The organism is Virgibacillus doumboii, from assembly GCF_902806455.1.
Lineage (GTDB): Bacteria > Bacillota > Bacilli > Bacillales > Amphibacillaceae > Lentibacillus > Lentibacillus doumboii.
On sequence record NZ_CADCWQ010000001.1, the window covers coordinates 1,074,574 to 1,100,036 of the forward strand.

The 25,463-nt window shown below is 41.0% G+C and carries 28 protein-coding genes and 1 other RNA gene; 24 read left to right on the plus strand and 5 right to left on the minus strand.

Going from position 1 to position 25,463, the window contains the following annotated elements:
- Nucleotides 1-22: 22 nt before the first annotated feature.
- Nucleotides 23-592 (plus strand): nitroreductase family protein, encoded by a 570-nt coding sequence (locus G6R02_RS05070; RefSeq protein WP_246202517.1) that lies wholly within the window; start codon nucleotides 23-25, stop codon nucleotides 590-592.
- Nucleotides 593-845: 253 nt separating this feature from the next.
- Here the strand turns inward: G6R02_RS05070 and ptsP are convergent, their stop codons facing one another.
- Both ptsP and G6R02_RS05080 read right to left on the minus strand, forming a co-directional pair.
- Complete coding sequence (ptsP, locus tag G6R02_RS05075; protein ID WP_246202518.1) at nucleotides 846-2,603, minus strand: phosphoenolpyruvate--protein phosphotransferase; 1,758 nt, start codon at nucleotides 2,601-2,603, stop codon at nucleotides 846-848.
- Between the two features lie 24 nt (nucleotides 2,604-2,627).
- Nucleotides 2,628-3,542, minus strand: a complete 915-nt coding sequence (locus tag G6R02_RS05080) for an alpha/beta hydrolase (RefSeq protein WP_164668162.1) — start codon at nucleotides 3,540-3,542, stop codon at nucleotides 2,628-2,630.
- A gap of 153 nt (nucleotides 3,543-3,695) precedes the next feature.
- Here G6R02_RS05080 and secG point away from each other — a divergent pair, with 153 nt between their 5' ends.
- The 8 genes from secG to G6R02_RS05120 all read left to right on the plus strand — a co-directional run bounded on the left by secG (nucleotide 3,696) and on the right by G6R02_RS05120 (nucleotide 11,458).
- On the plus strand, nucleotides 3,696-3,926 hold the full coding sequence (secG, locus tag G6R02_RS05085) for a preprotein translocase subunit SecG (RefSeq protein ID WP_164668163.1): 231 nt from the start codon (nucleotides 3,696-3,698) through the stop codon (nucleotides 3,924-3,926).
- A 115-nt stretch (nucleotides 3,927-4,041) separates the two neighbouring features.
- A complete protein-coding gene (locus G6R02_RS05090; RefSeq protein WP_164668164.1) occupies nucleotides 4,042-4,788 on the plus strand; it encodes an alpha/beta hydrolase in 747 nt (248 codons plus the stop codon).
- 49 nt (nucleotides 4,789-4,837) lie between these two features.
- Nucleotides 4,838-7,015: a ribonuclease R gene (gene rnr / locus G6R02_RS05095; protein ID WP_164668165.1), complete on the plus strand. Its 2,178-nt coding sequence runs from the start codon at nucleotides 4,838-4,840 to the stop codon at nucleotides 7,013-7,015.
- 177 nt (nucleotides 7,016-7,192) lie between these two features.
- A complete protein-coding gene (gene zupT / locus G6R02_RS05100) occupies nucleotides 7,193-8,002 on the plus strand; it encodes a zinc transporter ZupT (RefSeq protein WP_164668166.1) in 810 nt (269 codons plus the stop codon).
- Between the two features lie 267 nt (nucleotides 8,003-8,269).
- Entirely contained in the window at nucleotides 8,270-8,737 is a 468-nt protein-coding gene (smpB, locus tag G6R02_RS05105) for an SsrA-binding protein SmpB (protein ID WP_164668167.1), read from the plus strand.
- A gap of 115 nt (nucleotides 8,738-8,852) precedes the next feature.
- Nucleotides 8,853-9,193, plus strand: a transfer-messenger RNA (tmRNA) gene (ssrA, locus tag G6R02_RS05110).
- Nucleotides 9,194-9,863: 670 nt separating this feature from the next.
- Entirely contained in the window at nucleotides 9,864-10,433 is a 570-nt protein-coding gene (locus G6R02_RS05115) for a sigma-70 family RNA polymerase sigma factor (protein WP_164668168.1), read from the plus strand.
- Nucleotides 10,430-11,458: a hypothetical protein gene (locus G6R02_RS05120; protein ID WP_164668169.1), complete on the plus strand. Its 1,029-nt coding sequence runs from the start codon at nucleotides 10,430-10,432 to the stop codon at nucleotides 11,456-11,458. Before G6R02_RS05115 ends, G6R02_RS05120 begins: the two co-directional genes overlap by 4 nt.
- A gap of 46 nt (nucleotides 11,459-11,504) precedes the next feature.
- On the opposite strand, the gene G6R02_RS05125 is transcribed toward G6R02_RS05120, so the two are convergent.
- Nucleotides 11,505-11,915, minus strand: a complete 411-nt coding sequence (locus tag G6R02_RS05125; RefSeq protein WP_164668170.1) for a DUF2569 family protein — start codon at nucleotides 11,913-11,915, stop codon at nucleotides 11,505-11,507.
- A 131-nt stretch (nucleotides 11,916-12,046) separates the two neighbouring features.
- Between G6R02_RS05125 and G6R02_RS05130 the strand changes: the two genes are divergently transcribed.
- The 4 genes from G6R02_RS05130 to G6R02_RS20040 all read left to right on the plus strand — a co-directional run bounded on the left by G6R02_RS05130 (nucleotide 12,047) and on the right by G6R02_RS20040 (nucleotide 15,149).
- Nucleotides 12,047-13,102, plus strand: coding sequence for a M42 family metallopeptidase (locus G6R02_RS05130; RefSeq protein WP_164668171.1), 1,056 nt, complete (start codon nucleotides 12,047-12,049; stop codon nucleotides 13,100-13,102).
- A 403-nt stretch (nucleotides 13,103-13,505) separates the two neighbouring features.
- Nucleotides 13,506-13,967 carry a MarR family winged helix-turn-helix transcriptional regulator gene (locus tag G6R02_RS05135; RefSeq protein ID WP_246202519.1) on the plus strand — a complete coding sequence of 154 codons (462 nt, stop codon included), beginning with the start codon at nucleotides 13,506-13,508 and terminating at the stop codon, nucleotides 13,965-13,967.
- A gap of 6 nt (nucleotides 13,968-13,973) precedes the next feature.
- Nucleotides 13,974-14,843 carry an MFS transporter gene (locus tag G6R02_RS05140; protein WP_246202520.1) on the plus strand — a complete coding sequence of 290 codons (870 nt, stop codon included), beginning with the start codon at nucleotides 13,974-13,976 and terminating at the stop codon, nucleotides 14,841-14,843.
- Nucleotides 14,844-14,864: 21 nt separating this feature from the next.
- Nucleotides 14,865-15,149, plus strand: a complete 285-nt coding sequence (locus G6R02_RS20040) for an MFS transporter (RefSeq protein WP_281347098.1) — start codon at nucleotides 14,865-14,867, stop codon at nucleotides 15,147-15,149.
- Nucleotides 15,150-15,182: 33 nt separating this feature from the next.
- Here the strand turns inward: G6R02_RS20040 and sdhB are convergent, their stop codons facing one another.
- The gene (sdhB, locus tag G6R02_RS05145; RefSeq protein ID WP_164668172.1) at nucleotides 15,183-15,929 is read right to left on the minus strand and encodes a succinate dehydrogenase iron-sulfur subunit; all 747 of its coding nucleotides are present in this window, start codon (nucleotides 15,927-15,929) and stop codon (nucleotides 15,183-15,185) included.
- Between the two features lie 367 nt (nucleotides 15,930-16,296).
- Between sdhB and G6R02_RS20335 the strand changes: the two genes are divergently transcribed.
- Nucleotides 16,297-16,617 (plus strand): Fic family protein, encoded by a 321-nt coding sequence (locus tag G6R02_RS20335; RefSeq protein WP_343032896.1) that lies wholly within the window; start codon nucleotides 16,297-16,299, stop codon nucleotides 16,615-16,617.
- Nucleotides 16,586-16,828, plus strand: a complete 243-nt coding sequence (locus G6R02_RS20340; protein ID WP_343032897.1) for a Fic family protein — start codon at nucleotides 16,586-16,588, stop codon at nucleotides 16,826-16,828. The genes G6R02_RS20335 and G6R02_RS20340 overlap by 32 nt, the downstream gene beginning before the upstream one ends.
- 30 nt (nucleotides 16,829-16,858) lie before the next feature.
- On the opposite strand, the gene trhA is transcribed toward G6R02_RS20340, so the two are convergent.
- The gene (gene trhA / locus G6R02_RS05155) at nucleotides 16,859-17,506 is read right to left on the minus strand and encodes a PAQR family membrane homeostasis protein TrhA (RefSeq protein WP_164668173.1); all 648 of its coding nucleotides are present in this window, start codon (nucleotides 17,504-17,506) and stop codon (nucleotides 16,859-16,861) included.
- Between the two features lie 134 nt (nucleotides 17,507-17,640).
- On the opposite strand from trhA, the gene G6R02_RS05160 reads away from it, so the two are divergent.
- From G6R02_RS05160 to G6R02_RS05200, 9 genes are all read left to right on the plus strand, one after another.
- Complete coding sequence (locus tag G6R02_RS05160; RefSeq protein ID WP_164668174.1) at nucleotides 17,641-18,222, plus strand: DUF1836 domain-containing protein; 582 nt, start codon at nucleotides 17,641-17,643, stop codon at nucleotides 18,220-18,222.
- Between the two features lie 7 nt (nucleotides 18,223-18,229).
- On the plus strand, nucleotides 18,230-19,213 hold the full coding sequence (locus G6R02_RS05165; RefSeq protein ID WP_164668175.1) for an LLM class flavin-dependent oxidoreductase: 984 nt from the start codon (nucleotides 18,230-18,232) through the stop codon (nucleotides 19,211-19,213).
- The gene (ltaE, locus tag G6R02_RS05170; RefSeq protein WP_164668176.1) at nucleotides 19,210-20,229 is read left to right on the plus strand and encodes a low-specificity L-threonine aldolase; all 1,020 of its coding nucleotides are present in this window, start codon (nucleotides 19,210-19,212) and stop codon (nucleotides 20,227-20,229) included. Before G6R02_RS05165 ends, ltaE begins: the two co-directional genes overlap by 4 nt.
- Before the next feature lie 9 nt (nucleotides 20,230-20,238).
- Nucleotides 20,239-21,492, plus strand: coding sequence for a polysaccharide deacetylase family protein (locus G6R02_RS05175; RefSeq protein ID WP_164668177.1), 1,254 nt, complete (start codon nucleotides 20,239-20,241; stop codon nucleotides 21,490-21,492).
- 460 nt (nucleotides 21,493-21,952) lie between these two features.
- The gene (locus G6R02_RS05180; RefSeq protein WP_164668178.1) at nucleotides 21,953-22,306 is read left to right on the plus strand and encodes a lmo0954 family membrane protein; all 354 of its coding nucleotides are present in this window, start codon (nucleotides 21,953-21,955) and stop codon (nucleotides 22,304-22,306) included.
- 21 nt (nucleotides 22,307-22,327) lie between these two features.
- On the plus strand, nucleotides 22,328-22,957 hold the full coding sequence (locus G6R02_RS05185; protein ID WP_164668179.1) for a PspA/IM30 family protein: 630 nt from the start codon (nucleotides 22,328-22,330) through the stop codon (nucleotides 22,955-22,957).
- Nucleotides 22,958-23,065: 108 nt separating this feature from the next.
- Entirely contained in the window at nucleotides 23,066-23,794 is a 729-nt protein-coding gene (gene liaF / locus G6R02_RS05190; protein WP_164668180.1) for a cell wall-active antibiotics response protein LiaF, read from the plus strand.
- Complete coding sequence (locus tag G6R02_RS05195) at nucleotides 23,791-24,834, plus strand: sensor histidine kinase (protein WP_164668181.1); 1,044 nt, start codon at nucleotides 23,791-23,793, stop codon at nucleotides 24,832-24,834. Before liaF ends, G6R02_RS05195 begins: the two co-directional genes overlap by 4 nt.
- Nucleotides 24,827-25,462, plus strand: coding sequence for a response regulator (locus tag G6R02_RS05200; RefSeq protein WP_164668182.1), 636 nt, complete (start codon nucleotides 24,827-24,829; stop codon nucleotides 25,460-25,462). Before G6R02_RS05195 ends, G6R02_RS05200 begins: the two co-directional genes overlap by 8 nt.
- Nucleotide 25,463 lies beyond the last annotated feature (1 nt).

Genomic DNA, 25,463 nt, shown 5'->3' on the forward strand with positions numbered 1-25,463 from the left:
TGAGGTGATCCCCATCGAACTATTGGATGCAATCAAACAACGCAGATCGATACATAATTTAAAAGACATGGAAGTGGATACAGCTATTTTGAAAGAAATTTTCAGGTACGGGTCATATGCACCAACACATTATATGAAGGAACCGTGGAATATTAAATTGTACCAGCGTGCCGGGAAAAAGAGACTTGTAGATTCGATTATAGCAAGCTATCAACGGATCGGTATGCTGAAGGCAGATAATGATCCGAAAACGATAAAAATGACCAAATCAATGCGGGAATTCCTTTTGGCCATACCACATCATGCCGTGATTTATTTTGAGAAAGAAAATGATGCTGTCCGTTACGAAGAGGAATATGCTGCGGTGAGCGCATTTATCCAAAATGCCCAGCTGGCTGCATGGGAATATGGTGTGGGCATGCTATGGACAATCACTCCGTACATGCATGACAGTGGATTTGTGGAAGACATCGGATTGGACAGCGAGCGGATAAAGGTTGCGGCTGTTTTGCAAATTGGCTATCCGGAGAAGATTCCCCGGGATAAAGGTCGTACACCGATTGAGGAGAAGCTGGAGATTATTGAGAAGTGATAGTGTGGCAGAGTCAATATATCAGGAGATGAACGCGTTTAACAGGAGAAGAGTAAATATAACAGGAGAAAAGTGAATTTAACAGGAGAAGAGCAAAAATAACAGGAGAAAAGTGAACTTATAAGGATAAGCAGTCCGCAGCATCTACAGAAAAGAGAACGACATTTACGGAATAGATCGTAACATCTACAGAATAGCTTTTTCCCAAATAAAAACCCTTGCCCGATATTATCAGGCAAGGGTTTTATCAACCTTATTCCGTTTTCTCCTTAACAAACTCAACAACTTCCTCAGATGTGCCCATTGATAAGAGCTTGTCTTTATAGGAAGCCATCTTTTCCTTGGACAAGCCGCGGATTTGTGTCCGGGCTGGAAGGATGGATGTTGCACTCATGCTGAATTCGTCCAGGCCAAGTCCGAGCAAAATAGGAATGGCTATGGAATCGCCGGCCATTTCGCCGCACATTCCAACCCATTTATCTTCACCGTGTGCTGCCTCGATGACATTGTTTACAAGGTTCAAAATTGCCGGGTGGTATGGCTGGTACAGGTATGATACACGTTCATTCATCCGGTCAGCTGCCATGGTGTATTGAATTAAATCGTTTGTTCCGATGCTGAAAAAGTCCACTTCTTTGGCAAACTGTTTCGCCGTTACAGCAGTGGATGGAATTTCTACCATGATGCCGACTTCGATATTATCAGCAACTTCCACATCTTCCCGTTTTAAATCTTCTTTTTCATCTAAAAGAATTGCTTTTGCCTGGCGGAACTCTTCCAATGTCGCAATCATCGGGAACATGATTTTCAGATTACCGTGAACGCTTGCCCGTAAAAGAGCACGTAGTTGTGTGCGGAACACATTTTCATTTTCCAGGCAGAAGCGGATTGCGCGAAAGCCAAGAAATGGGTTTAACTCATCTGGTAAATCCAAATAACTTAATTCCTTGTCACCGCCGATATCCAATGTTCGGACAACGACTGGTTTGCCTTCCATCTGTTCAAGTACGGATTTATAGGCGTCGTACTGTTCATCCTCTGTCGGCAGTTCGCTTTTACCCATGTATAAAAACTCTGTCCGGTAAAGTCCGATTCCTTCGCCGCCATTATCCAGCACACCAGCAACATCTTCAGGTGTGCCGATATTTGCAGCCAATTCCACTTGCTCGCCGTCAGAAGTTATTGTAGGCTCGTCCTTCAATTTGGCCCATTCTTCTTTTTGTTTGGCAAAGGTTTCCTGTTTTTCCCGATAAAACTTCAGATCCTCATCTGATGGATTCACAATCACATTTCCTTCGATTCCATCGACAATAACCATTTCACCTTGTTTAACGGACTTTGTAATCTCTTTTGTACCGACTACAGCCGGGATTTCCAGAGAACGTGCCATAATCGCTGAGTGCGATGTCCGTCCCCCGATATCTGTTGCAAAGCCTTGTACAAATTGGCGGTTAAGCTGTGCAGTATCAGATGGTGTCAGGTCATTCGCGATGACAATAACTTCTTCATCAATCAACGCGGGATCTGGAAATGTTGCTCCAAGTAAATGCGCCAGCACACGTTTTGTAACATCCTGAATGTCTGCGGCACGTTCGCGCATGTATTCATTATCCATATTTTTAAACATATCGATGAACATGTTGGCTGTCTCTTCCAATGCCACTTCAGCCATTACATTATCGTTATTGATTTTCTCTTTCATCGGATTTATCATCTCCGGGTCACCGAGCACAAGCAAGTGAGCCGAGAAAATTTCCGCATGCTCATCACCAATTTCTTTTTTGGTGTGGGCTTTAATCTTTTCCAGTTCCTGTTTGGATATTTCAAGCGCTTTATCCAATCGCTCGATTTCTTTATTCGGATTATCGATTGGCTTCTTTTCAAATGTCAAATCTGGAGAAGTGAGCTGATATGCTTTGGCAATCGCTACTCCATTTGATGCTGCTATACCTTCAATCATGTTTTCTTCAACCAACCCTTCAGTTAAAAAATTCGTATGTCCACACTCCATTTTATACTCTTTGTTCCTATCAATTCAAGCATTGTGGACTATAATCCAATCCAGAATGGCCTGGTACACTTCGTCACGGTTCTTTTCATTCAGCAGTTCATGTCTTCCTTGTTCAAATAACATGGTTACAACATTTTCAAGTCCAGCTTCATGATACAGACTTGCAGTTTTCCATACACCTTTTCCATAATCGCCGATAGGGTCGTCAGTACCGCTGATGAGCATCATTGGCAAGTCGGAACGGATTGTTTTATTCAGGTTTTTATTGTGAATTGTTGTAAGGCCATCCATTAAATCGTAGAAAAACCGTGCTGTTGGAATTCGCCCACACAACGGATCGTCCATGTAACCTTGCACGATTTTTGAATCGCTTGAAAGCCAATCGAAATCTGTCTGTTTATTTTTAAGACGCTTGTTATTCGAATGAAATACGAGAGAATTCATCAAGTTCGACTCTTTCTTTGGAGGAAGTCCGGATGCAATGCGCTTTGCAAGAATAGTTACGGGTCTCGGATAAAATCCTGTTCCGGATAAAATGACACCATCAATTGTTGAGCTGTATTCCCGTATATAATCCCGTGCCAGAAAAGATCCCATACTGTGGCCCAGCAAAAATATTGGTGTATTCCGATAGTCCTGTTTTATTTGCTCCGTAATTTTCACCAGGTCATCGGTTGTCTTTTGGAAGCCGTCCTTGTCAGACAGGTAGCCCATTAATCCCTGTTGTTCACCGGTCTTCCCGTGGCCGCGATGATCGTTTCCATAAACAACGAAGTCATTTTCAACGAGAAATTCAGCAAAGTCCTTATACCGTTCAATATGTTCCACCATGCCATGTGCAAGCTGTACAATAGCTTTTGGTTGTTTTGATGGGTTGTACCATTTTTTCACAAAAACTTCTGTATCATCGGCCATTTGCAGCCAAAACGTTTTTTCCATGTAATCCTCTCATTCCTTAATTTATTGTTATAATTATGATAGAATGAAAAGAGTGAAACGTCCAAAGTTAAGCAAAAATAGCTTGCTATATAATCTGAATTTATGCTAAAGTACTTATAGGTATTTGTCCGTAATAGGAGGTGCTGTTGAAAAATGGCAGGGTTAGTAAATGTGTTATTAGTAATTGATGCAATTATTATGATTGTACTTATTTTATTACAGTCTGGTAAAAGTGCCGGGTTATCCGGAGCAATTTCAGGTGGTGCCGAGCAGTTATTCGGTAAGCAAAAAGCTCGGGGCGCTGATTTGGTTTTGCACCGCGGTACCGTCGTTACTGGCGTACTATTCTTCGTTTTAGCTTTTTTAAGTGCATATGTAATATAAATGATAACCCTTATCGCAAAAAAATGTGATAAGGGTTTATTTATTTTCAGATGCCAAATAATAGGGTAAGGTATACTATATGAGGCTGGAATGACAGAAGGAGATGAACTACATAATGAAAATAAAATTGCCACAGCCGTTTACGTTTGAAGCCGGTCCCCGTGCGGTATTGTTATTACATGGTTTTACCGGCCATTCTGCAGATGTCCGGATGCTGGGACGTTTTTTGGAGAAAAAAGGATATACGAGTCATGCGCCGATTTACCGCGGGCATGGAAAAGAACCGGAGGAACTGGTAAAAGCAAGTGCTGATGAATGGTGGGAGGATGTGCAAAATGCCTTTAATCATTTAAAAGAACTGGGTTATCAGGAAATAGCTGTCGCAGGATTGTCACTGGGAGGTGTATTGTCATTGAAACTTGCATACTCCGAGCAGGTAAAAGGGGTTATCCCCATGTGTGCACCGATGTTTTTTGACAATGAAACAGAGCTTACCAAAGGTTATCGATTTAAGGCAAAAGAATTTAAGCAGTTGGAAGGAAAAGATGCTGATACGATTGAGCAGGAAGTGAACAAGCTCATTGATGATTCACAGGATATGTTTAAGGATCTGGGTGAATTTATCACGGAAGTCAGTAAAAACATTGATACGATATACACACCAACATTCGTTGTACAGGCGAGACAGGATGAAATGATTAATACCGATAGTGCTGAATACATTTATAAGAATGTTGAGGCAGATGAAAAAGATATCAAATGGTATGAAAAATCAGGTCATGTCATTACGATGGATAAAGAAAAAGAGCAACTATTTGAGGATATCTATCAATTTCTGGAATCGCTTGACTGGAAAGAATGATTATATTTGCGCTGGAAAGTGAACAATATTAATGAAAGAAGGTGAGCAAATGAATGAAACAATTAAAGAACAAGTACAGGATTTTTTTGCCGAACATAGGGAAAGGCCTTTATCTGTCGATGAATTGGAGGATGCATTGGATCTGGAAGGGTCGGATGATTTCAAAGAACTCGTTAAAGCATTGAATGAGCTGGAGGAAACCGGTGAATTGGTTCGTACCCGGAAAAATCGGTTTGGTTTGCCGGAAAAAATGAACCTGATTCGCGGCAAAATTCAAATGCATGCCAAAGGGTTTGCTTTTCTGATTCCGGATGATGAAGGCCAGTCAGACGTCTATATTCATCACTCTGATTTGGGGTCATCAATGAACAACGATATTGTGCTCGTCAGGCCGGAAAAAGGAAGTGCGGACGGAAACAGGCCGGAAGGAACCGTTATCCGTATTTTGGAGCGGGCAACCCATCAGGTGGTTGGAACATTTGAAGATAATAAGTCATTCGGATTTGTCGTTGCTGATGACAAACGGATTCCCAATGATATTTTTATACCGAAAAGCGTGACAGGAGGAGCTGTTACCGGTCACAAGGTAATTGTGCATATAACAAAATATCCGGAAGCCGGCAAGAGTGCCGAGGGTGAAGTCGTCCTTATTCTTGGCCACAAAAATGACCCTGGAATTGATATTATATCGATAATTCATAAGCACGGAATTAAGATTGACTTTCCTGAAGAGGTAATGGATCAGGCGAAAAATACACCGGAAGAAATTGACGAATCGGAACTGGAAAATCGGCGAGACCGGCGTGATGAGACGATTGTCACGATAGATGGCGCCGATGCCAAGGATTTGGATGATGCGGTGTCCGTCAAAAAACTGGATAATGGCAATTATCAGCTTGGCGTCTATATTGCGGATGTCAGCTATTATGTAGAGGAAAATTCACCGATTGACAAAGAAGCGTTTGAGCGCGGGACAAGTGTCTATCTGGTCGACCGTGTCATTCCGATGATTCCACACCGGCTGTCAAATGGAATCTGTTCATTAAACCCGCAAGTGGACAGGCTTACATTGGGTTGTGAGATGGAAATTAACGCAAAAGGTGAAGTGGTTAATCATGAAATTTTCCAGAGTGTCATCAAGACGAACGAACGGATGACGTATAAAGATGTGAACCGGATTTTGGTTGATCGCGATGAAGAAGTACGTGACAGATACGATGCGCTGGTTCCGATGTTTGAAGACATGGGAAAATTGGCGGAAATATTACGTGCCAAGCGTTTTGGCCGGGGTGCGATTGACTTTGATTTCAAAGAAGCACAGGTATTGGTTGATGAAAACGGAAAAGCAAGTGATGTCGTTTTACGTGAGCGCTCGGTTGCCGAACGGCTGATTGAAGAATTTATGCTGGCTGCCAATGAAACGGTGGCTGAGCATTTTCACTGGATGGATGTACCATTCATTCACCGGATTCACCAGGATCCTGATGAAGGAAAACTGCAGAACTTTTTCGAATTCATTGCCGGGCTTGGTTATGTTGTTAAAGGGACTGCGAATGATATTCACCCGCAGGCATTGCAAAAAGTGATTGAGGAAGTAAAAGGAAAGCCGGAAGAAATGATTGTCTCGAAGCTGATGCTGCGTTCGATGCAGCAGGCGAAGTATGATCCGCAAAGTATCGGACATTTTGGCCTGGCAACCGAATTTTATACGCACTTCACGTCGCCAATCAGACGGTATCCGGACTTGACCGTTCACAGACTAATTCGTACCTATTTAATTGAAAAGAAAATGGATCCGAAAACAATTAAGCATTGGAAAGAACAGATGCCGGAAATCGGCAGGCATACGTCAGCAATGGAGCGGGCTGCTGTTGATGCGGAACGGGAAACCGATGATTTGAAAAAAGCAGAGTATATGCAGGATAAAATCGGCGAGGAATATACCGGCGTAATCAGCTCTGTAACGAACTTCGGATTATTTGTTGAGCTGGAGAACACGGTTGAAGGACTGATTCACGTCAGCTATTTGACCGATGATTATTATCATTTTGATGACCGTAATTATGCAATGATTGGTGAACGAACCGGGAACATCTATAAAATTGGCGAGGAAGTCAATGTCCGTGTTGTAAAGGTTAATCTGGATGAGCGGGTCGTTGATTTTGAACTGGTCTCGGACAGGCGGCCGCCGAAAAAGAAAAAAATCAAAGCTAAGAAGGCGAAATAGAATGATTTTAGAATAGGGGCTGATAAGGGGCAGCAGATTGTGCCGTATCAGCCTTATTGTTTGTCGAATAATTCTTGTTGCAATTAGTTCCCTGTTAGAATAAAATGTAACTGTTACTATAAAAGTTTCCTTAGGTAAACTTTTATTAATATGGACAACATAGAAGGTGAATGCAAGATGTCACATGATGTTATTCTGGCGTTTTTATTTACGCTGGTTGCCGGCTTGGCAACTGGTATCGGAAGTCTGCTAGCTTTCTTTGCAAAAACAACCAATACCAAGTTTTTATCGTTTGCATTGGGCTTTTCGGCAGGCGTGATGATTTATGTATCATTTGTTGATATTTTTACCAAAGCACAGGAATCACTGGTAGGAGAACTTGGTGAGCAGGGTGGAACCTGGCTTACGGTAGGTTCTTTTTTTGGCGGGATATTACTGATAGCACTGATCGACCGTTTCATACCGAAACAGTCAAATCCCCATGAGTTGAAAAAAATTGAAGATATGAGCAAAAATGGCAGCAGGGTTAAGGATCCTGATTTACTGAAGATGGGTGTATTCACTGCACTTGCCATTGGAATTCATAACTTTCCCGAGGGTATAGCAACTTTTATGTCCACACTGGAGGATCCGGCGCTCGGTTTGGCAATTGCAATAGCTGTGGCCATTCATAACATCCCCGAAGGAATTGCCGTGTCCGTTCCTATTTACTATGCCACAGGTGATAAGCGCAAGGCATTTCGACTTTCGTTTTTGTCCGGAATTGCGGAACCAGTTGGAGCTGTTGTTGGCTTTTTGATTCTTATGCCATTCTTAAGTGATCTTACATTCGGCATTATTTTTGCTGCAGTTGCAGGAATTATGGTGTTTATTTCGTTGGATGAACTGCTTCCTGCCGCAAAAAAATACGATGAGGCGCACGTATCGATTTACGGGTTAATTGGCGGTATGGCGGTTATGGCGGTGAGCTTGTTGTTGATTATTTGATGCTAGGAATTTAGGAACTGCGCTGATTTATCGGGAGAAAATCAGGTTTATCAGGAGAAGAAAAGATTTATCGGGAGAATAAGGATTTTATCAGGAGAAGAACAGATATATCAGGAGAAAAACAATTTTATCTGGAGATAGAAAGCAGAACATCAAGTGAGCGGCACCAATTACTAAAGAAAGAGCCATCCCAGCGTCAAAAACAATTGGATTTCCCGCTAATATTTGGTAGAATAAGGTTCACGCAAGCAGTAGGAGGAAGTACGTATGCCAAAAGGAAACGGGAAAGCCATCGCACAAAATAAAAAAGCAAGGCATGATTATTTTATAGAGGAAACCTATGAGGCCGGGATTGTCTTAAAAGGAACGGAAATTAAATCGATCCGGGCCGGCCGTATAAATTTAAAGGATTCGCATGCTCGGATTGATCGCAATGGTGAGGTTCAACTGGTCAATATGCATATTGCGACATATGAACAAGGGAACCGATTCAATCATGATCCGACCCGGACACGCAAGCTATTGCTCCACCGCAAAGAAATAGATAAACTGATTGGATTAACACAGCAGCAGAGCTATACACTTGTGCCATTGAAGGTTTACATTAAAAACGGTGTAGCCAAAGTGTTGATTGGCCTTGGAAAAGGGAAAAAGAAATATGACAAACGTGAAGATGTGAAGCGGAAACAGATGAAGCGTGATGCCGATCGGGCTGTTAAGGAAAGTATGCAGTAAATCTTTCCAGCCCTTGATTTTAGTGAGGTTTGTGATATAATGATAGTTGTCGTTAAAGACATATAAATGAATATTGCTCGTTCTATTCCGAGCGATTCTCCTTACATGGGGACGTTACGGATTCGACAGGGATAGATTGAGCTCAGGCTGCGCGTCGAGGTTACGGCTCGTAAAACGTTATCGCCTATAATAACTGGCAAAGAAACAAATCAACCTGCTTTAGCAGCTGCGTAAGTAGTTCTAAAGCGATCCTTCCTGCTATCGCCCGTGTGGCAGATTGAAGGGTCTCAAATGAAGCGGGCTATACTGTCATCCACCGTCTGAGGATGATAGTTGAAACGAATCAGACTAGCTCTTCCAAAGCCTGTTGGTAGGCTGAGGAATGAGTGAATGATAATATACCAACTAAGCGTGTAGATGCTTGAGTGGCGATATCTCTGGACGTGGGTTCGATTAGTAACTAGTCGCCTTTTGTGGCAACACAAAAGTGAAAATCCGGCTTAATCGGTGAAACCTAAGTCGCTTTAAGCGATACGGCAATGCCGAGCGGTGTGTGGAGCAATCCAACAGCCGTGTATCGACTCATAGGCTGCCATGATCATGGTAGTACTAGGATGTGGAATCATACCAGTTGTGGTAAATTTACATTCCGCATAAGACGCCGGAGAATCTGGAAAATCAGGTTCAAGATATAGTCAGTGCCATGTCGAAAGCATGGAAGAGCACGTCCCACCGTCTCCACCAATACATAAGTTGGTGGTTTTTTGTTTGTAACTGTTACGTAAAGCATAAATCTTCCATTTGGAAGGTTTATGCTTTATTTAGTTTTTGGAAGATTTATGCTTTATTATCGTAATGCGTCACCTTTTATTGAGTTTATATTAACTAGTTTTTGTCGAGTTTTCAGGGTAAATCCAATGCAAAGTTCCCTCAATAGGCTTACTTAAATTTATTGATGTGATTTTATAAAAAATATCCATATCGGTTTCAGATTGTACAAGTAAAAAAGATGGAAAAGCCAACGTTTTCAAAGTAAGTTAGAATAGTTCTTAAGAAATTTAAACTTTTCGGGAACTATTCTATTTTTCTTACGTCAAAAGTTGTAATTGGGGGAGAGAACATCGCTATGGCCATGGAACTAGACAACCAGGAACTGAAAGCCATCCAGAATGACGAGAATCTGCGTGAGCAATTTTTGGAACAGCTGATTCATGAATATAGTCAATCTGTGTTATGGCTTGCTTATACATATGTAAAAGAAAAGCAGCTTGCTGAAGAAGTGACGCAGGATGTCTTTATGACCTGTTATAACAAAATCAGCAGTTTTAAAAACCAATCTTCCATAAAAACGTGGATGTATCGCATCACGGTAAATAAATGCAAAGATGAGCTGAGAAAAAAATCGTTTAAGCGTTTTTTGTTACGAAATGAACAATCCCAGGACAACTGGGGTGCCTACGAGAATCATCCGGAATCCATTCTGGTGCAAGAAATGGAGGATGAAGTGCTGACAAATAATGTTATGTCTCTCCCAACCAAATTCAGAGAAGTGATTTATATGCATTATTTTGAAGATATGAAAATACGTGAAATAAGTGAGATTTTTAATGTAAAACTAAATACGATCAAAACCAGATTGAATCGCGGAAGGTCCATGCTCCGGAAAATGTATGAAGACAAGGAGGGCTTAAAATGAAAATGGACGACAAACTGAAACATCTGCGCAAATCGATGTCCAAAACGATTTTTAAGGATTTTGATGTAAATAAACAGGAACTAAAAAGAAACGTTCTTAATGAGTCAAAAAAACATCATCCGCTTTTCAATTTTAAACAGTGGATGAGAACGGGGATGAGTGCCATAAGTGTTGCTATTCTCTGTTTCATTATTGGGATTGCAGGTTTTTCGGATCAATTGTTTGAGAACAGTGAGCAGAATTCTAAGCCGGATTACCGTTCGGCAGAAAATAATGATAATCCGGAGAACATCGAAGAAAAGCTTAAACCATCAGAAAAATATCCTGATAAATTTCAAATTGTAAAGAAAAAGCGAAATTCCAGGGATTATGTGAACAGTGCTCTAGGGGTATATGAGTATTTTCCAAGTCCCGGGTCTAAAAATCGGGTGGAATTTTACGTTGATTTTCAACGAAATAAAAATAGGGTGACATATATGGATATTACGAATCGGAAAGTTACTGAAACGTTGCATTACTTGTTTGAGTATAATGTGGTTCTACGTAAAAAAGAGGAAGACCACATTTTTAACCGGAAAACTTTAAAAGAGAGCTATCACGATGATATGCAATTTTTTATAGAATCACATACGAATAAATTTAATGGTCAAATATTTGATAGTGAATGGGATTTTTTATACCAAAATTATGAAAACTGGACCTATGTAGAAGGAGAAAAGTTTGGTATGCCTGTTTATGAAATCGAAGGGACTGTTACAGAAGATATATCTCCTGAACTGGTTGGTCCTTTTACTATGACGATTTCGAAAGAGACAGGAGCCCTGCTGGATTTAAAAGCTTACGGCAGTAGAGATAAGCCATTTGTTTCACTTACGGTCAAAGAAATCAAACTTAATCAAGGCATACCAGATGATGTGTTTATACTTGATGTATCTGGTTATAAAGAATTACCGAATAAAGAATTCAATATAAGTGGGATTGAAAATTATCAGGAAAAACCAGGTGGTGTTGATACCAGTCGTTAAAAGGTGGGCTAATTATGTCCGCCTTTTCCATTTCGATCTTGATTTTTTAGTTTGTGAATGTCGCCTTCACACGTTTCGATCTGAAAAAATACACAATCCAGATACAGTCAATCAGTGTATACAGCCATACATATTCGGTGAGTCCCCACTGAATCATTGCATAAAAACGCCACAAAATGTTAAGTGCATAATTGGCAATTATTAATTTCGGCAGCAGTTTTTTTCGCCTGACCCAACATACAATAATGAAGAGATAAAAGATTAGGAGCAAAATATTAAATATGTAATTTATTAGAAGATAAGATGAGTTGTAGCCCAACACATAAATGAGAGTGCCAAAAAAGGCAAAAGCAATTCCGATAGCCGGTAAAACAAGCCAGCCTGCAACGATTGCGTAATGATAGTCCGTATCAAATTCGGACTTATTCTCATTATGAAACCGTTCTGTATTAGTCATGAATACCTCCAGGGAATTAATATTAATTTAATGATAAGTATTTAAACATAGACAGTCAATACGTCCCACGCATAATAGTTGCATTAATGTTAAAATAAAAAATGGTAACTATTTAGAGAGGAGAAACAGTCATGACTACATATCCAAACGTAAACGAAACAAAAGGACTACTTAGACAACTGGTTTCCATACCAAGTCCATCCGGAAACACCGGGAAAGTAATTCAGTTTGTGGAGGATTTTTTGAAGGATCTGCAAGTGGAAACAAGACGGAACCGCAAAGGCGGCTTGATTGCAACATTGCCTGGAAAAAATAATGATGAGCAGCGGATGCTGACGGCACACGTAGATACGCTCGGTGCGATGGTAAAAGAAGTGAAAAACAATGGCCGGCTGCGTCTTGATTTAATTGGCGGATTTAAATACAACGCGATAGAAGGGGAGTACTGCGAAATCCAAACTTCCGACGGCGATGTATTTACAGGAACGATCCTGATGCGTCAGACTTCCGTGCATGTATATAAAGATGCCGGAAAAGCGGAGCGTAACCAGGAAAACATGGAAGTCCGGATTGATGCCAAGGTGGAAAACGCTGACGATATCCGAGAGCTTGGAATTGAAGTAGGGGATTTTGTTTCCTTCGATCCACGGGTCCAACTTACGGAAACTGGTTTTGTTAAATCACGTCATTTGGATGACAAAGCGAGTGTTGCTACGTTATTACAGTTGATTAAGCGGGTGAAAGAAGAAGGCATTACCCTACCATACACGACGCATTTTCTTATTTCCAACAATGAAGAAATCGGCTATGGCGGGAATTCCAACATTACACCAGAGACTGTGGAATATCTGGCAGTCGATATGGGTGCTATGGGTGACGGACAAATGACGGATGAGTATACAGTGTCCATTTGTGTAAAGGATGCGAGTGGTCCGTATCATTATGGATTGCGCAAGCATTTGGTCGAACTCGCAGCAAACAACAACATCGGGTATAAACAAGATATCTATCCATATTACGGTTCCGATGCATCTGCAGCAATCCGTGCTGGACATGATATTATTCATGGACTTATCGGACCGGGAATCGACTCGTCGCATGCGTATGAGCGGACACATGAAACGTCGTTGGAATATACGGAACAATTGCTGTATCACTATGTAAAATCTGAGTTGGTAGACTACTAATATCTAAAAAGAGGTTGAGACATAATACAAAGTGTAAAATAAAGTCGAACTATATATAACTCTAGCGTAGGAAATATACGCAGACTCCTGCGGGAGGAAAGGCATAGGTGAGACTCCGAAGCGCGATAGCGCAAGGAGGCTCAACAGCCGCCCGCGGCTAAGAAGACACTGCGAAAACGTACTTCTTGAGCAGATGTCGCCTTGGTACCCGGAGGTGTGAAAGCGAAGTATATTTCCGGAGCGGTTGTATGCACCTTTTCCAGTTAATCATTTTTCCTTTTGATAAAACACTTTGTCCATCCTCTTTTTTTAGCTTAAATTTAGTTTGTATACAAATTATATTTACACAAAGTTAAATGTAGTGTATAATGATACAAGTATGAATGAAGGGAGTTCACCTGCCATGTCCCTGTCAATGGATAAAGCCATCAGATCCGCTTCCGTTCGACTCAGCAAAAAAATATCCCGAATCATCAATCATCAATTAAAAAAATTCAATATCACAACCGAACAATGGAGTGTACTAAGGACATTGCATGATTCAGGCCGGATTACACAAAAAACACTTTCCGAACGATCGGATAAAGATCAGGCAACCTTAACAAAAATTCTCGACTTATTGGAAAAACACGGGTATACCGACAGAGTCCGGAATCCGGAAGATCGCCGTTCCTTTCTGGTTCAGATTACTGAAAAAGGATTTAATCTTGTTGAAGAGGTTGGTCCCTTTTTACAGGATGTATATAGAGATATAGTTGAGGATATTGATCAGGAGAAATTGTCACTATATCAGGAAGTATTAACCTCATTGGAAAAGAACATTGATTTCCTGTTAATGAATGAATCAAATAGAAAGAAGGAATAGATTTAAATGAGAAACGCACCAAAGTTATGGACATCCCAGTTTTTGGCCATTATTGTAATGGCTTTTTTATTTTTTCTTTGTTTACAGTTATTAACGGCTGGTTTTCCGGCATATATAACTACGATCAAAAATGACCCTGCACAGGCCGGTCTGATGACAACAGTCTTTATGGCTGCAGCAATTTTAACCCGTCCGCTGATTGGTTATATCATGCAAAAAATAAATATGAAATTGATCAGTATTGCAGCACTTATCTTTCTCACATTGTCCGTTGGCTTAAGTTATGGACAGGATTCGGTTGCTGTACTACTAGGGTTACGGGTACTGCACGGGATTGGATTCGGTATTGTTTCAACTATATTTGCGACAATGGCAACAACAATTATCCCGGTAAAACGGATTGGTGAAGGGATTGGCTATTATGGCATGGCCACAAGTGTCGGAACCAGTGTGGCACCAATGTTTGCTTTATCCATTCTGCAATTTTTCTCGTATAATGCGATGATTATTCTGTCGGTTATTTTAACGATTGCCGCACTTGTTCTTTGTTTCTTTGTAAAAGCACCAAAAACAGCTGTTACCGATAGTGGCAGTATACGAAATATCACGTTAAAAGAATATGTTTTTGATAAAAAGGCATTACTTCCATGTATTCTGACGATGTTTTTCACCGTTACATTGGGTGGGGTAATCAGCTTTTTGAGCGGACTGGGTAAAGAGGCAGGCCTAAGCTCTGTTTCGTTATTTTTCCTCGTAATGACAATCATGATGACAGCAATTCGTCCGTTTTCAGGAAGATGGTTTGATAATTACGGACATAAAGTCATTATGTACCCTGCAGCCGTTTCGGGTATTGTTGGACTGTTTCTTTTATAGATTACACAGAACACCATAACATTGCTTGCTGCCGGGATGTTTTACGGTATCTCCTATGGTATTGTTACTCCGACGCTTCAGGCTATTGCGGTAAGTTTTGTTGATCGGGAGAAGCAGGGAACAGCCAATGCCATGTTTTTCTCATCGATGGACATTGGAATGGCAGTAGGTTCTACCGGATTGGGAATGCTCGCAGCCGCTACTAGTTATCATTTTATCTATGGATTTTCAATAATAAGTATTGTTATTTTGCTGTTAATCTACACATTTATTTTTGTAAGGTCTGAGAAGGTGCTAAAAGAATGACCCAAAAGCAATCTTTTGGGTCAACACCCTGAATCAATCCGCGCCAAAGAAACTTTTGAAGGATTCCACTGTAGCCTGCCGGTTTACTGATGCAATGGAAGTTGTTATGGGAATTCCTTTAGGACAGACTTGTACACAATTTTGCGAGTTACCGCACCCTTGAAGACCACCATCTTCCATAAAACCGTCAACACGCTCTTCCCAATTCATTTCTCCGGTTGGGTGAGCGTTTTTCAGGCGGACCTGAGGGAAAACAAACGGCCCTAAAAATTCATTCTTATCATTTACGTTCGGACATGCTTCCAGGCAAACACCACACGTAAAACACTTTGAAAGTTCATAGGCCATCTGACGTTTTTTCTCAGCCATCCGCGGTCCGGGCCCCAAATCGTATGTACCGTCAATCGGTATCCATGCTTTCACTTGCTTTAATGAATCAAACATACTTTCCCGGTCAATAATCAGGTCGCGGACAACCGGAAATGTCCGCATCGGTTTCAGACGGATTGGTTGCTCCAGGTTATCGACTAAGGTTGAACATGCCTGCTGCGGATAGTCGTTGATAACCATCGAACATATCCCGCAAACCTCTTCCAGACAACTCATTTCCCATTGGACCGGGGTAGTTTTATTTCCATCCTTATCAACGGGATTTTGACGAATTTCCATTAGTGCAGAAATAATATTCATATTTGGACGGTAAGGGATAGTGAATTCCTGTTCATAGGCCTCGGCGTTCGGTTCTTCCTGTCTTTCAATAATCAATTGAAATGTTTCCACGATGCATACACTCCTTTGTTCTCAGTATTGGATAAATGGGGGGATTCTATTCGAAATTCGGATTTTTGTTGTGTTAAAGATAGTTGTTTTAATGTTCTGAAAACATGTCAATTGTGTTATAATACACCAATAAGAAGATAGTAATACTGTGGATTTCAGTTTGAGAGGTGAACCAGGTGTTTAAACAAATTGATCAAAAAAAGCTCGTCTTGATGCCAGTCGGCCATTACCAACATATATATTAAGAAGTTTACGTGAGAAATTATTACTTGAATGGACGTATAATTCGAATGCAATCGAAGGAAATACCTTAACGATAAAGGAAACAAAAGTTGTATTGGAAGGTATAACGGTTGGCGGGAAAACGATGCGTAAACATTTAGAAGTAATAAATCACTGTGATGCGATTACATATGTGGAAGAAATCGTTGAAAAAAATGAACCGTTATCAGAATGGCAAATTAAAAACCTGCATCGGTTGGTGCTTAAAGAAATTAATGATGAATATGTGTACCGGGATCAACAAGTAGTCATTTCAGGTGCAACACACACACCACCAGCACCATACCTGTTAAAACAAAAAATGGAACAGCTAATGGATTGGTATAAAGAAGAAACAGAAGAACTGCAACCGATTACACATGGAGCAATGCTGCATGCGTTTTGCAGTGGTCCATTCTTACATTGATGGAAATGGTCGTGTATCACGGTTACTATTAAATCTGGAACTTATGAAAAATGGCTACCCGCCAATTATCATTAAAGTGGAAAATCGATTGGAATATTATGAAGCGCTGGATAAAGCACATATCGAAGAAGATTGTGATGATTTTATTAGATTGGTCGCAAAGGAAACAGAGGATTCGTTAGACCTGTATTTGTCGACAATAGAAAAGTGAGCGGATGTAAGATGCCCGCTCACTTTTTACTTAAAGCACATACATATACACACAAAGGAAATGAAACAGGCTTCCTACTAAAATAAACACGTGAAAAATCTCGTGGAAGCCCATATGTTTAAACGACAGGAACTTCGGTTTTAACCAGTAGATAAACGCCCCAATTGTGTAGAACACTCCGCCAAGAATAAGCATGAGCATTCCATTTGTACCAATGATTGGTGCGAGCGCGGAACTGTAAAATACAGCAATCCAGCCCATTGCAATGTACAGAAAAGTTGATAACCATCTGGGTGCATGGAACCAAACTATCTTAAACGTGACACCACTTATTGCAATCCCGCTAATAACGCCAAAGAGCACCCAGCCAGTGATACCGTTTAAACTAATCAGGCACAGTGGTGTATAGGTTCCTGCGATTAGCACAAAAATCATGGAGTGGTCAACACGTCGCAAAAATGCAATAACATGATCCTTTGCGACAACCATGTGATAGGTTGCAGAAGCACTGTACAACAATATCATGCTTGTTCCAAAAATAATCACCGCCACGATTGCGAGGGATGAATTTGTCGTTTCTGCAGCCTTTATGACCATTGCAAGTAATCCCACAACCGATAAAACAGCACCAAACAAGTGTGTCAGCCCATTGATCGGTTCGCGAATGTAAACACCCATTTTTATCAACACCTTTATAAGTGGTTTTAAAAACTATATAGTAATAATATACCTATCAGAACAAGTAGTCAATATTTACTTTGGAATATTCCTGCATTATAATAAAGTAAAATGCAGCGAATTGGAGTTTTATTATGAAAAAATTGGAAGAGATTATAGAAAATATGCATTTGGATACCCGTTTATCTTTGGATGAAATACCGGATTTAAATTTGTATATGGATCAGGTTATCCAATTATTTGAAAAAAAATTTGCGAATTCCAGACGAAATGACGATGAAAAAGTTCTGACGAAAACGATGATTAATAACTATGCAAAGGGGAAATTATTTTTTCCGATTAATAATAAAAAATACTCGAAAGATCATTTAATTCTTATCAGCATGATTTACCAGATGAAAGGTGCACTATCGATTAACGATGTGAAGCAGACATTGGACCAATTAAATAAAAAAGTAACGGATGACGAATTTGATTTAAAAAATCTTTATAACCGTTATCTCCAGTTGGATGAAAACAATGTCGGGATGTTTAAGGAAAATATCCAGGAACATAAGAATGAAGTGGCGAATGAAGTAGAGAAACTGGATGATAAAGACAGCGAGTACCTGGAGCAGTTATTAATGGTTACCGTTTTAACGAATATGAGTAATTTTTATCGCAGAGCTGCTGAAAATCTGGTAGATGAGATGGCGGAAGATGAAAGAAAGGAGTGATTCTGACATGAAACTCAGTATATTGGATCAGTCACCTATTTCATCCGGCAAATCACCACAGGAGGCTCTGCAGGCGTCGGTTGAACTGGCAAAAGCGGCTGACAAAATTGGATACACAAGGTATTGGATGGCGGAGCATCATGATCTTACCGGTCTGGCATGTCCCAATCCTGATGTGATGCTGGGAATTGTCGGTTCACAGACGGAGCGCATTCGGATTGGTGCAGGTGCTGTGCTTTTGCCGCATTATAAACCTTACAAGGTGGCAGAAACGTATAATCTGCTTGCAACCTTATATCCGGGTCGGGTTGATTTGGGTATCGGACGTGCGCCGGGAGGGTCTGCAGAGGCATCGATGGCACTTTCAGGAAATTTTTTAGAAAACGTAAAGCAGATGCCTGAGAAGCTTGATGAATTGTTACAGTTTTTACACAATGATTTTTCTGAAGAGAATATGTATGCAAAAATAAATCCATCGCCGGTCCCTGCAGTCTCACCGGAAACATGGCTGTTGGGAACGAGTGAAAAAAGTGCTGATTTAGCTGTCGAAAAAGGATTGCCATATGTTTTTGGCCATTTTATGAGTGATGCGGACGGGCCATCGATTGTGAAAAAATATAAAGAAAGTGGATCCAAAACGATTGTAACCGTGTCTGCTGTATGTGCTGAAACAACGGAAGAAGCTCAGGAGCTGGCCTTAAGCAGCCAATTATGGAATGTCCAGCGTGCGAAAGGAGAAGGGGATGGAAAGGTTCCTTCAGTTGATGCTTCCAAAGTATATTCTTTTTCAGAGGAAGAATTGGAAACTGTCTCACGAATGAAGCAAAAAATGATTGTTGGCAACCCACGGGAAGTTCGTCAACAATTAGAACAATTGCAGGCAAGGTATGATACAGATGAAATAATGGTTGTCACGATTACGCACAGTTATAAGGCACGGTTGAGGTCATATGAATTAATAGCAGAGGAAATGATGGAGGGGAAACGATGATTGATTTACGGAGTGATACAGTAACTAAACCAACACAGAAAATGAGACGAGCTGCATTTGAAGCGGAAGTCGGGGATGATGTATACGGAGAAGACCCGACGCTGAATGAACTGGAGCAACTGGCCGCTTCTATGCTTGGAAAAGAAGTAGCCATGTTCGTCCCAAGTGGAACACAGGGGAATCAGATTGCTGTGCTGACTCATTGCCAGAAGGGGCAGGAAATTATATTGGAAGCGGAATCCCATATTTTTATTTATGAAGGTGCGTCCATTTCAGCACTAGCCGGTGTCCAGCCACGCACGGTTAAGGGACAAAATGGGGTGATGGATCCTATAGAAGTCGAATCGGTTATTCGTGGAAATGACGTTCATTTCCCTGAAACGGGACTTATTTGCCTGGAAAATACCCACAACCGTGCAGGTGGAGCTGTTGTCCCCCTTGAAAAAGTGAAAGAGACATATGAAGTGGCTTCGGAGAATGGGATTCCTGTTCATCTTGATGGAGCACGATTGTTTAATGCATCTGTGGCCACTGGAATTAATGTAAAAGAATATGCGGCATATACGGATTCAGTCCAGTTTTGCTTATCGAAAGGGCTGGGGGCACCCGTTGGCTCGATTATAGCGGGAACAGAAGCTTTTATTCAACGTGCCCGCAAATGGCGGAAACGTCTTGGCGGCGGATTGCGTCAGGCAGGGATTATCGCTGCACCAGGACTTGTTGCACTGCGGAAGATGGTTGACCGTTTGGAAGAAGATCATGAAAATGCGCGAGTGCTGGCATCCGGGCTTAACGAGATTAACGGCTTAACGGTTGAAAATAATGTAGACACGAATATAGTGCTCGTTAATACGGAAGGAGTGGGCTTGACGGCTACACAGTTGTTAGAGAGGTTGAAGGAAGCCGAGGTGCTTGCAGTGCCGTTTGGTCCAAATACAGTTCGTTTTGTAACACATTTTGATGTGACGAAAGAAGAAATACAAACAGTTCTTGGCAAAGTAGCTGAAATAGTGTAGGTGGAGAAATTGCGTCAACTAAAATTATTGATAATAATTTTTTTACTGGTTTTCACAGCAGCCTGTGATTCTGAAAAAACTGCTGAAAAGTCACCTGAAAATCAGATTGGACTGGATACGAAGGAAGGTCCGGATCAGATTCTGGATGCCGGCGATGTATTTAATAAAGCTGAGCAGGGGCTCGTTCCGTCAAGCAGATTTAATGCGATTAACAGCACGATTGTCGAAGTTAAAGCAGAATGGGGAGAACCGGACCGTGTGGATAATGCAGGTGAAGGAATGTATGCCACGTATGCACAACGAAACATTACGTTTGGTTATAACAAATCCGGACAGATATTTGACGTTCGGTCTGATGCAGAAGATATTCAGGCGTTGACCATCGGTGAGGTGAAAAATGCTTTGGGTGAGCCGGATGAAGTTACCAGCTACAGGGAGGATCAGATAGTAGCTTTCAACCTGAATCCAATTGCGCTGAAGTTTATTTTTCGAAATGGCAGTGAAAATGTTCATCACATCTCGGTAATCAATCAGGAAGAAGCACAATCAGATTATGTGCTGGACATTAAAGGGAAATCAAATCAGCTTTCCGAAGAGGGATGGCAGAACATGAAAAACTGGCGTAAGCAGATTATTAATTTTGCACAGGAACAGAATCATGTTTACACAAATGGCCCGGATAAGAAAATGGTCGCGTTAACTTTTGACGATGGACCGGATGATGACATTACCCCGGCTATTGTTGACATACTTTCCGATTATAACGTCACAGGTAATTTCTTTTTTGAAGGACGGAAAGTTGAGCAGCATCCTGGAATTGTTGAAAAAGCGTTTGAGAAAGGCAACCTGGTCTTAAGTCATGGTTTCACACACACAGATTTAACAACTATGGGTAAAGAGCAGATTTTATCAGAAATCGAAAGGACCGAAAAGGCAATTGAGTCGGCAATCGGAGTAAAGCCTGCCATAATCCGGACACCATATGGCGAGACTGATGAGCGTGTTGCATTGATAGCGAAAAATAATGGCTATTCGATTGTGCTGTGGTCAATAGATACATTGGACTGGTCACAAAAAGAATCGCAAAATATTGTTAATAACGTAGTAGACAATATCCGAAACGGTGATATTATTTTGATGCATTCCAATGCCGGACGTACGGCGACGAAAGAGGCACTTCCCGCTATTATTGAATCATTGCAGGGAAGGAATTTTGAAATCGTCGGGTTGGATGAAATGTTGAATATTAAAGCTTATCAATGAACTGAAGTTATTTTTAAAAACGAACTCATATTGAAAGCAGGAAAATTTCATGTAAATTTTCCTGCTGTTTTTATTGATTTTTTTAAGGATATTAAAGGTTTGAATATAAAGAAGCATTCTAAAAGTTATGAGTTACCGAATGAAGCTTGAAATCGAAATAACGGTAACTCATCAAGGCCATGAGTGCCCGAATGAAGTTTGAAATCGGGAAAACGGTAACTCATTGAGGCCATGAGTGCCCGAACGAAGCTTGAAATCGGAAAAACGGTAACTCATCAATATAGGAAGGTTATTTTTCCGCTTTTGTATATATTTAAAACTCTCCACATTAATGTCACCCCTTTTATACCAACTTATCCTCGAAAAATACGCCTCAGGTCCTAGTCCAAAATATGGCTCTGGATCATTACGGAGAATCACCCAACTCGGTATGATGAATGTAAGAAAGGAGGCGGGATACATGAAGAAATTTATGTTGTTTGTCGGTGGGCTGATTACATTTTTTATTTTGCTCGCGAACCTCGGACCTATGATTTTGCTGGGGCTCAGTGTTTGGCTGCTGTATGTCATCTTTAAACAATTTGTCAAAAGTGATTCCACAGCCGGAAAAATCGGCTGGATAATAGCAGGATTGTTTGTACTTGGTATTGGGCTATCCAACATTTATGCAGTAATCGGAGTTGCGGCAGCATATGTGCTGTACCTGATTTATAAGAGCTGGAAGCAAGAAGACAGTGATCCAGTTGGACAAGTAGTGGAAGATAATGATCCGTTTACAAATTTTGAGCGACAATGGGCAGAAATCAACAGATAAAATAAAAAGGAGCGATTTATAATGACGAATATATTTACCCGTATTAAGGATTCGGTATCAGCTGACCTTCATCATATGATGGACCAGAAAGAGCAGCGTAATCCGATTTCAGCGTTAAATCAATATTTACGCCAAAGTGAGCAGGAAAAGGATAAAGTACGCAGATTGATCGAGCGTCAGTACAAGCTCAGGGATGAATTCACAAGGGAATATCATAAAGCCCAGGATATGGCCGATAAAAGATTGAAGCAGGCCGGCGTTGCTGAAAAGGCCGGTGAAGAACAAATGCAGGAATTTGCGATGAAAGAACATGAGGAATATCAGGTTCGTGCAGACCGGATGAAAGCATCCCGTGAAGAAGCGGTTCAGCAACTGGAAACACTGGAACAAAAATACGAAGAAATGAAGCACAAATTGAAGGATATGCATTTACGCCGGATGGAACTGATGGGCCGGGAAAATATTGCACATGCGAATCATCAAATCAATAAAGTTGTTGATGAAACATCAGAAAAATCATTTTCGAAGTTCGATGAAATGGAGCAATACATCGAGGGCCTGGAATACAAAGTAAACAGTGCTTTTTACCGAAGTACATTCGACAGTAAAATAGCCAAGCTGGAAAAAGAAATGCAGGAGAAGGCTAACTAAAAATAAAGCTGGCGCCCTTATACAGCAACCTGCAAAAAAATGATATACTTGTGAACAGGCGCAGTTGTTCTGCGTCTATTCTACATAATAGAGAAAGGGGATCACTTCATGTTTCAACGTTTGTCGACAGATACGTTCAACTGGATATTGATTATTGGAGTGATTCTTTTTGTAATAGAAATTGCTTTTTTTCATGGTGGGATGATCGTATCGGCGTTATTTTCGGGATTTATGATTTATATCGGCTGGAAAAAATTCACTCATCTTTGGGGCAAGATTTTATTCTGGCTTGGTGTTGTCGGGCTCATTTTTGCCATATTGAATATGCTGGCAGTCCGCTTTTTAATTCTGGCAGCTATCGTTATATTTCTCATTAACTATTCAAAATCCAAGCAGGAAGCGGAGCGTATCCATCCTGAACTCCCCCGTGAAGTCATCAACATGGATCCAGTCACTCAGGTTAAACCGTTATTTGACCATAAGATTTTTGGCGATCAGAATACTTCAGATACAGCCTATCAATGGCGGGATATTAATATTCACGGAGCATTTGGTGACCGGGTAATTGATTTAAGCAACACCGTTCTTCCGAATGATACAGCGGTCATTTCCATTCGCCATATGGTTGGTAATATCGTAGTCTACATTCCGTACGAGGTGGAAGTGAGCGTACATCACAGTTCCATTTTTGGAAGGGCACATATTTTAGGAGAACAAAATTGGAAGCTAATAAATCAATCGCTTTTATATCAAACGAAAAATTATGATACTGCTTTTCCACGGGTGAAAATTGTAACATCCGTAATTTCCGGGGATATCGAGGTGAAACGGATATGAGTCCAATTCTGCGTCATGTTTTCACTGCGATATTGTTCAGTTTATTGATTACTCTGGTAATGATCGGGGTAACATTCATCGCATTCCCGTTGGATGACTGGTCACTGCTTTTGAAAAAAACATTATATGATATTCCGTTTTATGTGTTTGTTGTCAGTATTCCGGTAGTCGCCGGTGCAATTATTGGTATTACAACCGGATGGTATTGGCGGCAGCGGCTTCAACAGGTTTCCAGACATTTGGATGAAATTGTAAAAGGTCAAAAGATTTCGGACGACGACGAGCCGTACAAAGAGCTGAGTAAGATTCATCAGCACATGGAGCAAATCCAGGAAAAAATACGAATACAAACGGAAAATGCACAGCGCCTTGCTACAGAACGAGCGAATGAGAGGGAAAAAAGTTTACAGGAGATTGTAGTTCAGGAGAGAAACCGTCTGGCAAGGGAATTGCATGATTCTGTCAGTCAGCAGTTGTTTGCAGCGTCCATGATGATGTCAGCAATCAATGAATCCAATCCTCCTGAAGATGATTCTTTGAAACAACAAATGCAGATGGTGGAAAAAATGATCCATCAATCACAACTGGAGATGCGTGCTCTCCTGCTTCATTTACGGCCGGTAGCACTGAAAGGTAAGTCATTGCAGGAAGGAACCAAAGAACTGTTGGCTGAATTAACCCAAAAAGTACCGATGGAAATCGATTCAAAGCTTGAGGAATTTTCAATTGATAAGGGTGTGGAGGATCAGTTATTCCGTATTTTGCAGGAGTCGGTTTCAAACACACTCCGTCATGCGAAAGCCTCAACCCTTCATGTAATGCTGATTGAGCGGGATGAAACAATCATATTACGGACAGTGGATAATGGTGTTGGTTTTGATATGGAAAACGTCAGAACAAGTTCGTATGGCCTGCAAAACATGCGCGAACGGGCTTTTGAAATAGGAGGAACATGTAAAGTGATCAGCCTGCCTGATGAAGGAACACGGTTGGAGGTTAAAGTCCCAACGATGAAAAAAGAAGGTGAAAGTCTTGATTAATGTATTATTTGCCGATGATCATGAGATGGTACGAATTGGTGTGACAGCCTATTTATCATCCCAGCCCGATATCGATGTAGTTGCCGAAGCTGATGATGGCGGGGATGCTGTCCGGCTTGCTTTGGAGCTTAAACCTGATATCATTCTGATGGACCTGGTAATGAAAGAAATGGATGGAATTGAGGCGACGAAGAAGATTATTGAACAGTGGCCTGAAGCTAAAATAATCGTTGTGACCAGCTTTCTGGATGATGAAAAAGTATATCCGGCACTTGAAGCAGGCGCGACAAGCTACATGTTGAAAACGTCAAAGGCAAACGAAATTGCTGATGCAATTCGGGCTACACATGAAGGACAGTCGATTTTGGAGCCTGAAGTAACAGGAAAAATTATGAATCGGATGCGAGAAAAACCTGTTGAAAATCTTCATGACCAATTAACTGACAGGGAAACGGAAATACTTATGCTTGTTGCCCAGGGAAAGTCAAACCAGGAAATAGCGGATGAACTATTTATTGCTCTAAAAACGGTCAAAGTGCATGTCAGCAATATTTTAGGGAAGCTGGAAGTACAGGACCGGACACAGGCGGTAATTTATGCGTTTAATCATAATCTGGTGAAAGAATAAT

Excerpts from the sequence above, each read along its gene's own strand:
- ptsP (WP_246202518.1), bottom strand. The coding sequence starts at position 2,603 with ATGGAGTGTGGACATACGAATTTTTTAACTGAAGGGTTGGTTGAAGAA.
- G6R02_RS05080 (WP_164668162.1), bottom strand. The coding sequence starts at position 3,542 with ATGGAAAAAACGTTTTGGCTGCAAATGGCCGATGATACAGAAGTTTTT.
- secG (WP_164668163.1), top strand. The coding sequence starts at position 3,696 with ATGGCAGGGTTAGTAAATGTGTTATTAGTAATTGATGCAATTATTATG.
- G6R02_RS05090 (WP_164668164.1), top strand. The coding sequence starts at position 4,042 with ATGAAAATAAAATTGCCACAGCCGTTTACGTTTGAAGCCGGTCCCCGT.
- rnr (WP_164668165.1), top strand. The coding sequence starts at position 4,838 with ATGAATGAAACAATTAAAGAACAAGTACAGGATTTTTTTGCCGAACAT.
- zupT (WP_164668166.1), top strand. The coding sequence starts at position 7,193 with ATGTCACATGATGTTATTCTGGCGTTTTTATTTACGCTGGTTGCCGGC.
- smpB (WP_164668167.1), top strand. The coding sequence starts at position 8,270 with ATGCCAAAAGGAAACGGGAAAGCCATCGCACAAAATAAAAAAGCAAGG.
- G6R02_RS05115 (WP_164668168.1), top strand. The coding sequence starts at position 9,864 with ATGGCCATGGAACTAGACAACCAGGAACTGAAAGCCATCCAGAATGAC.
- G6R02_RS05120 (WP_164668169.1), top strand. The coding sequence starts at position 10,430 with ATGAAAATGGACGACAAACTGAAACATCTGCGCAAATCGATGTCCAAA.
- G6R02_RS05125 (WP_164668170.1), bottom strand. The coding sequence starts at position 11,915 with ATGACTAATACAGAACGGTTTCATAATGAGAATAAGTCCGAATTTGAT.
- G6R02_RS05130 (WP_164668171.1), top strand. The coding sequence starts at position 12,047 with ATGACTACATATCCAAACGTAAACGAAACAAAAGGACTACTTAGACAA.
- G6R02_RS05135 (WP_246202519.1), top strand. The coding sequence starts at position 13,506 with ATGTCCCTGTCAATGGATAAAGCCATCAGATCCGCTTCCGTTCGACTC.
- G6R02_RS05140 (WP_246202520.1), top strand. The coding sequence starts at position 13,974 with ATGAGAAACGCACCAAAGTTATGGACATCCCAGTTTTTGGCCATTATT.
- G6R02_RS20335 (WP_343032896.1), top strand. The coding sequence starts at position 16,297 with ATGCGTAAACATTTAGAAGTAATAAATCACTGTGATGCGATTACATAT.
- G6R02_RS20340 (WP_343032897.1), top strand. The coding sequence starts at position 16,586 with ATGCGTTTTGCAGTGGTCCATTCTTACATTGATGGAAATGGTCGTGTA.
- trhA (WP_164668173.1), bottom strand. The coding sequence starts at position 17,506 with ATGGGTGTTTACATTCGCGAACCGATCAATGGGCTGACACACTTGTTT.
- G6R02_RS05160 (WP_164668174.1), top strand. The coding sequence starts at position 17,641 with ATGAAAAAATTGGAAGAGATTATAGAAAATATGCATTTGGATACCCGT.
- G6R02_RS05165 (WP_164668175.1), top strand. The coding sequence starts at position 18,230 with ATGAAACTCAGTATATTGGATCAGTCACCTATTTCATCCGGCAAATCA.
- ltaE (WP_164668176.1), top strand. The coding sequence starts at position 19,210 with ATGATTGATTTACGGAGTGATACAGTAACTAAACCAACACAGAAAATG.
- G6R02_RS05180 (WP_164668178.1), top strand. The coding sequence starts at position 21,953 with ATGAAGAAATTTATGTTGTTTGTCGGTGGGCTGATTACATTTTTTATT.
- G6R02_RS05185 (WP_164668179.1), top strand. The coding sequence starts at position 22,328 with ATGACGAATATATTTACCCGTATTAAGGATTCGGTATCAGCTGACCTT.
- liaF (WP_164668180.1), top strand. The coding sequence starts at position 23,066 with ATGTTTCAACGTTTGTCGACAGATACGTTCAACTGGATATTGATTATT.
- G6R02_RS05195 (WP_164668181.1), top strand. The coding sequence starts at position 23,791 with ATGAGTCCAATTCTGCGTCATGTTTTCACTGCGATATTGTTCAGTTTA.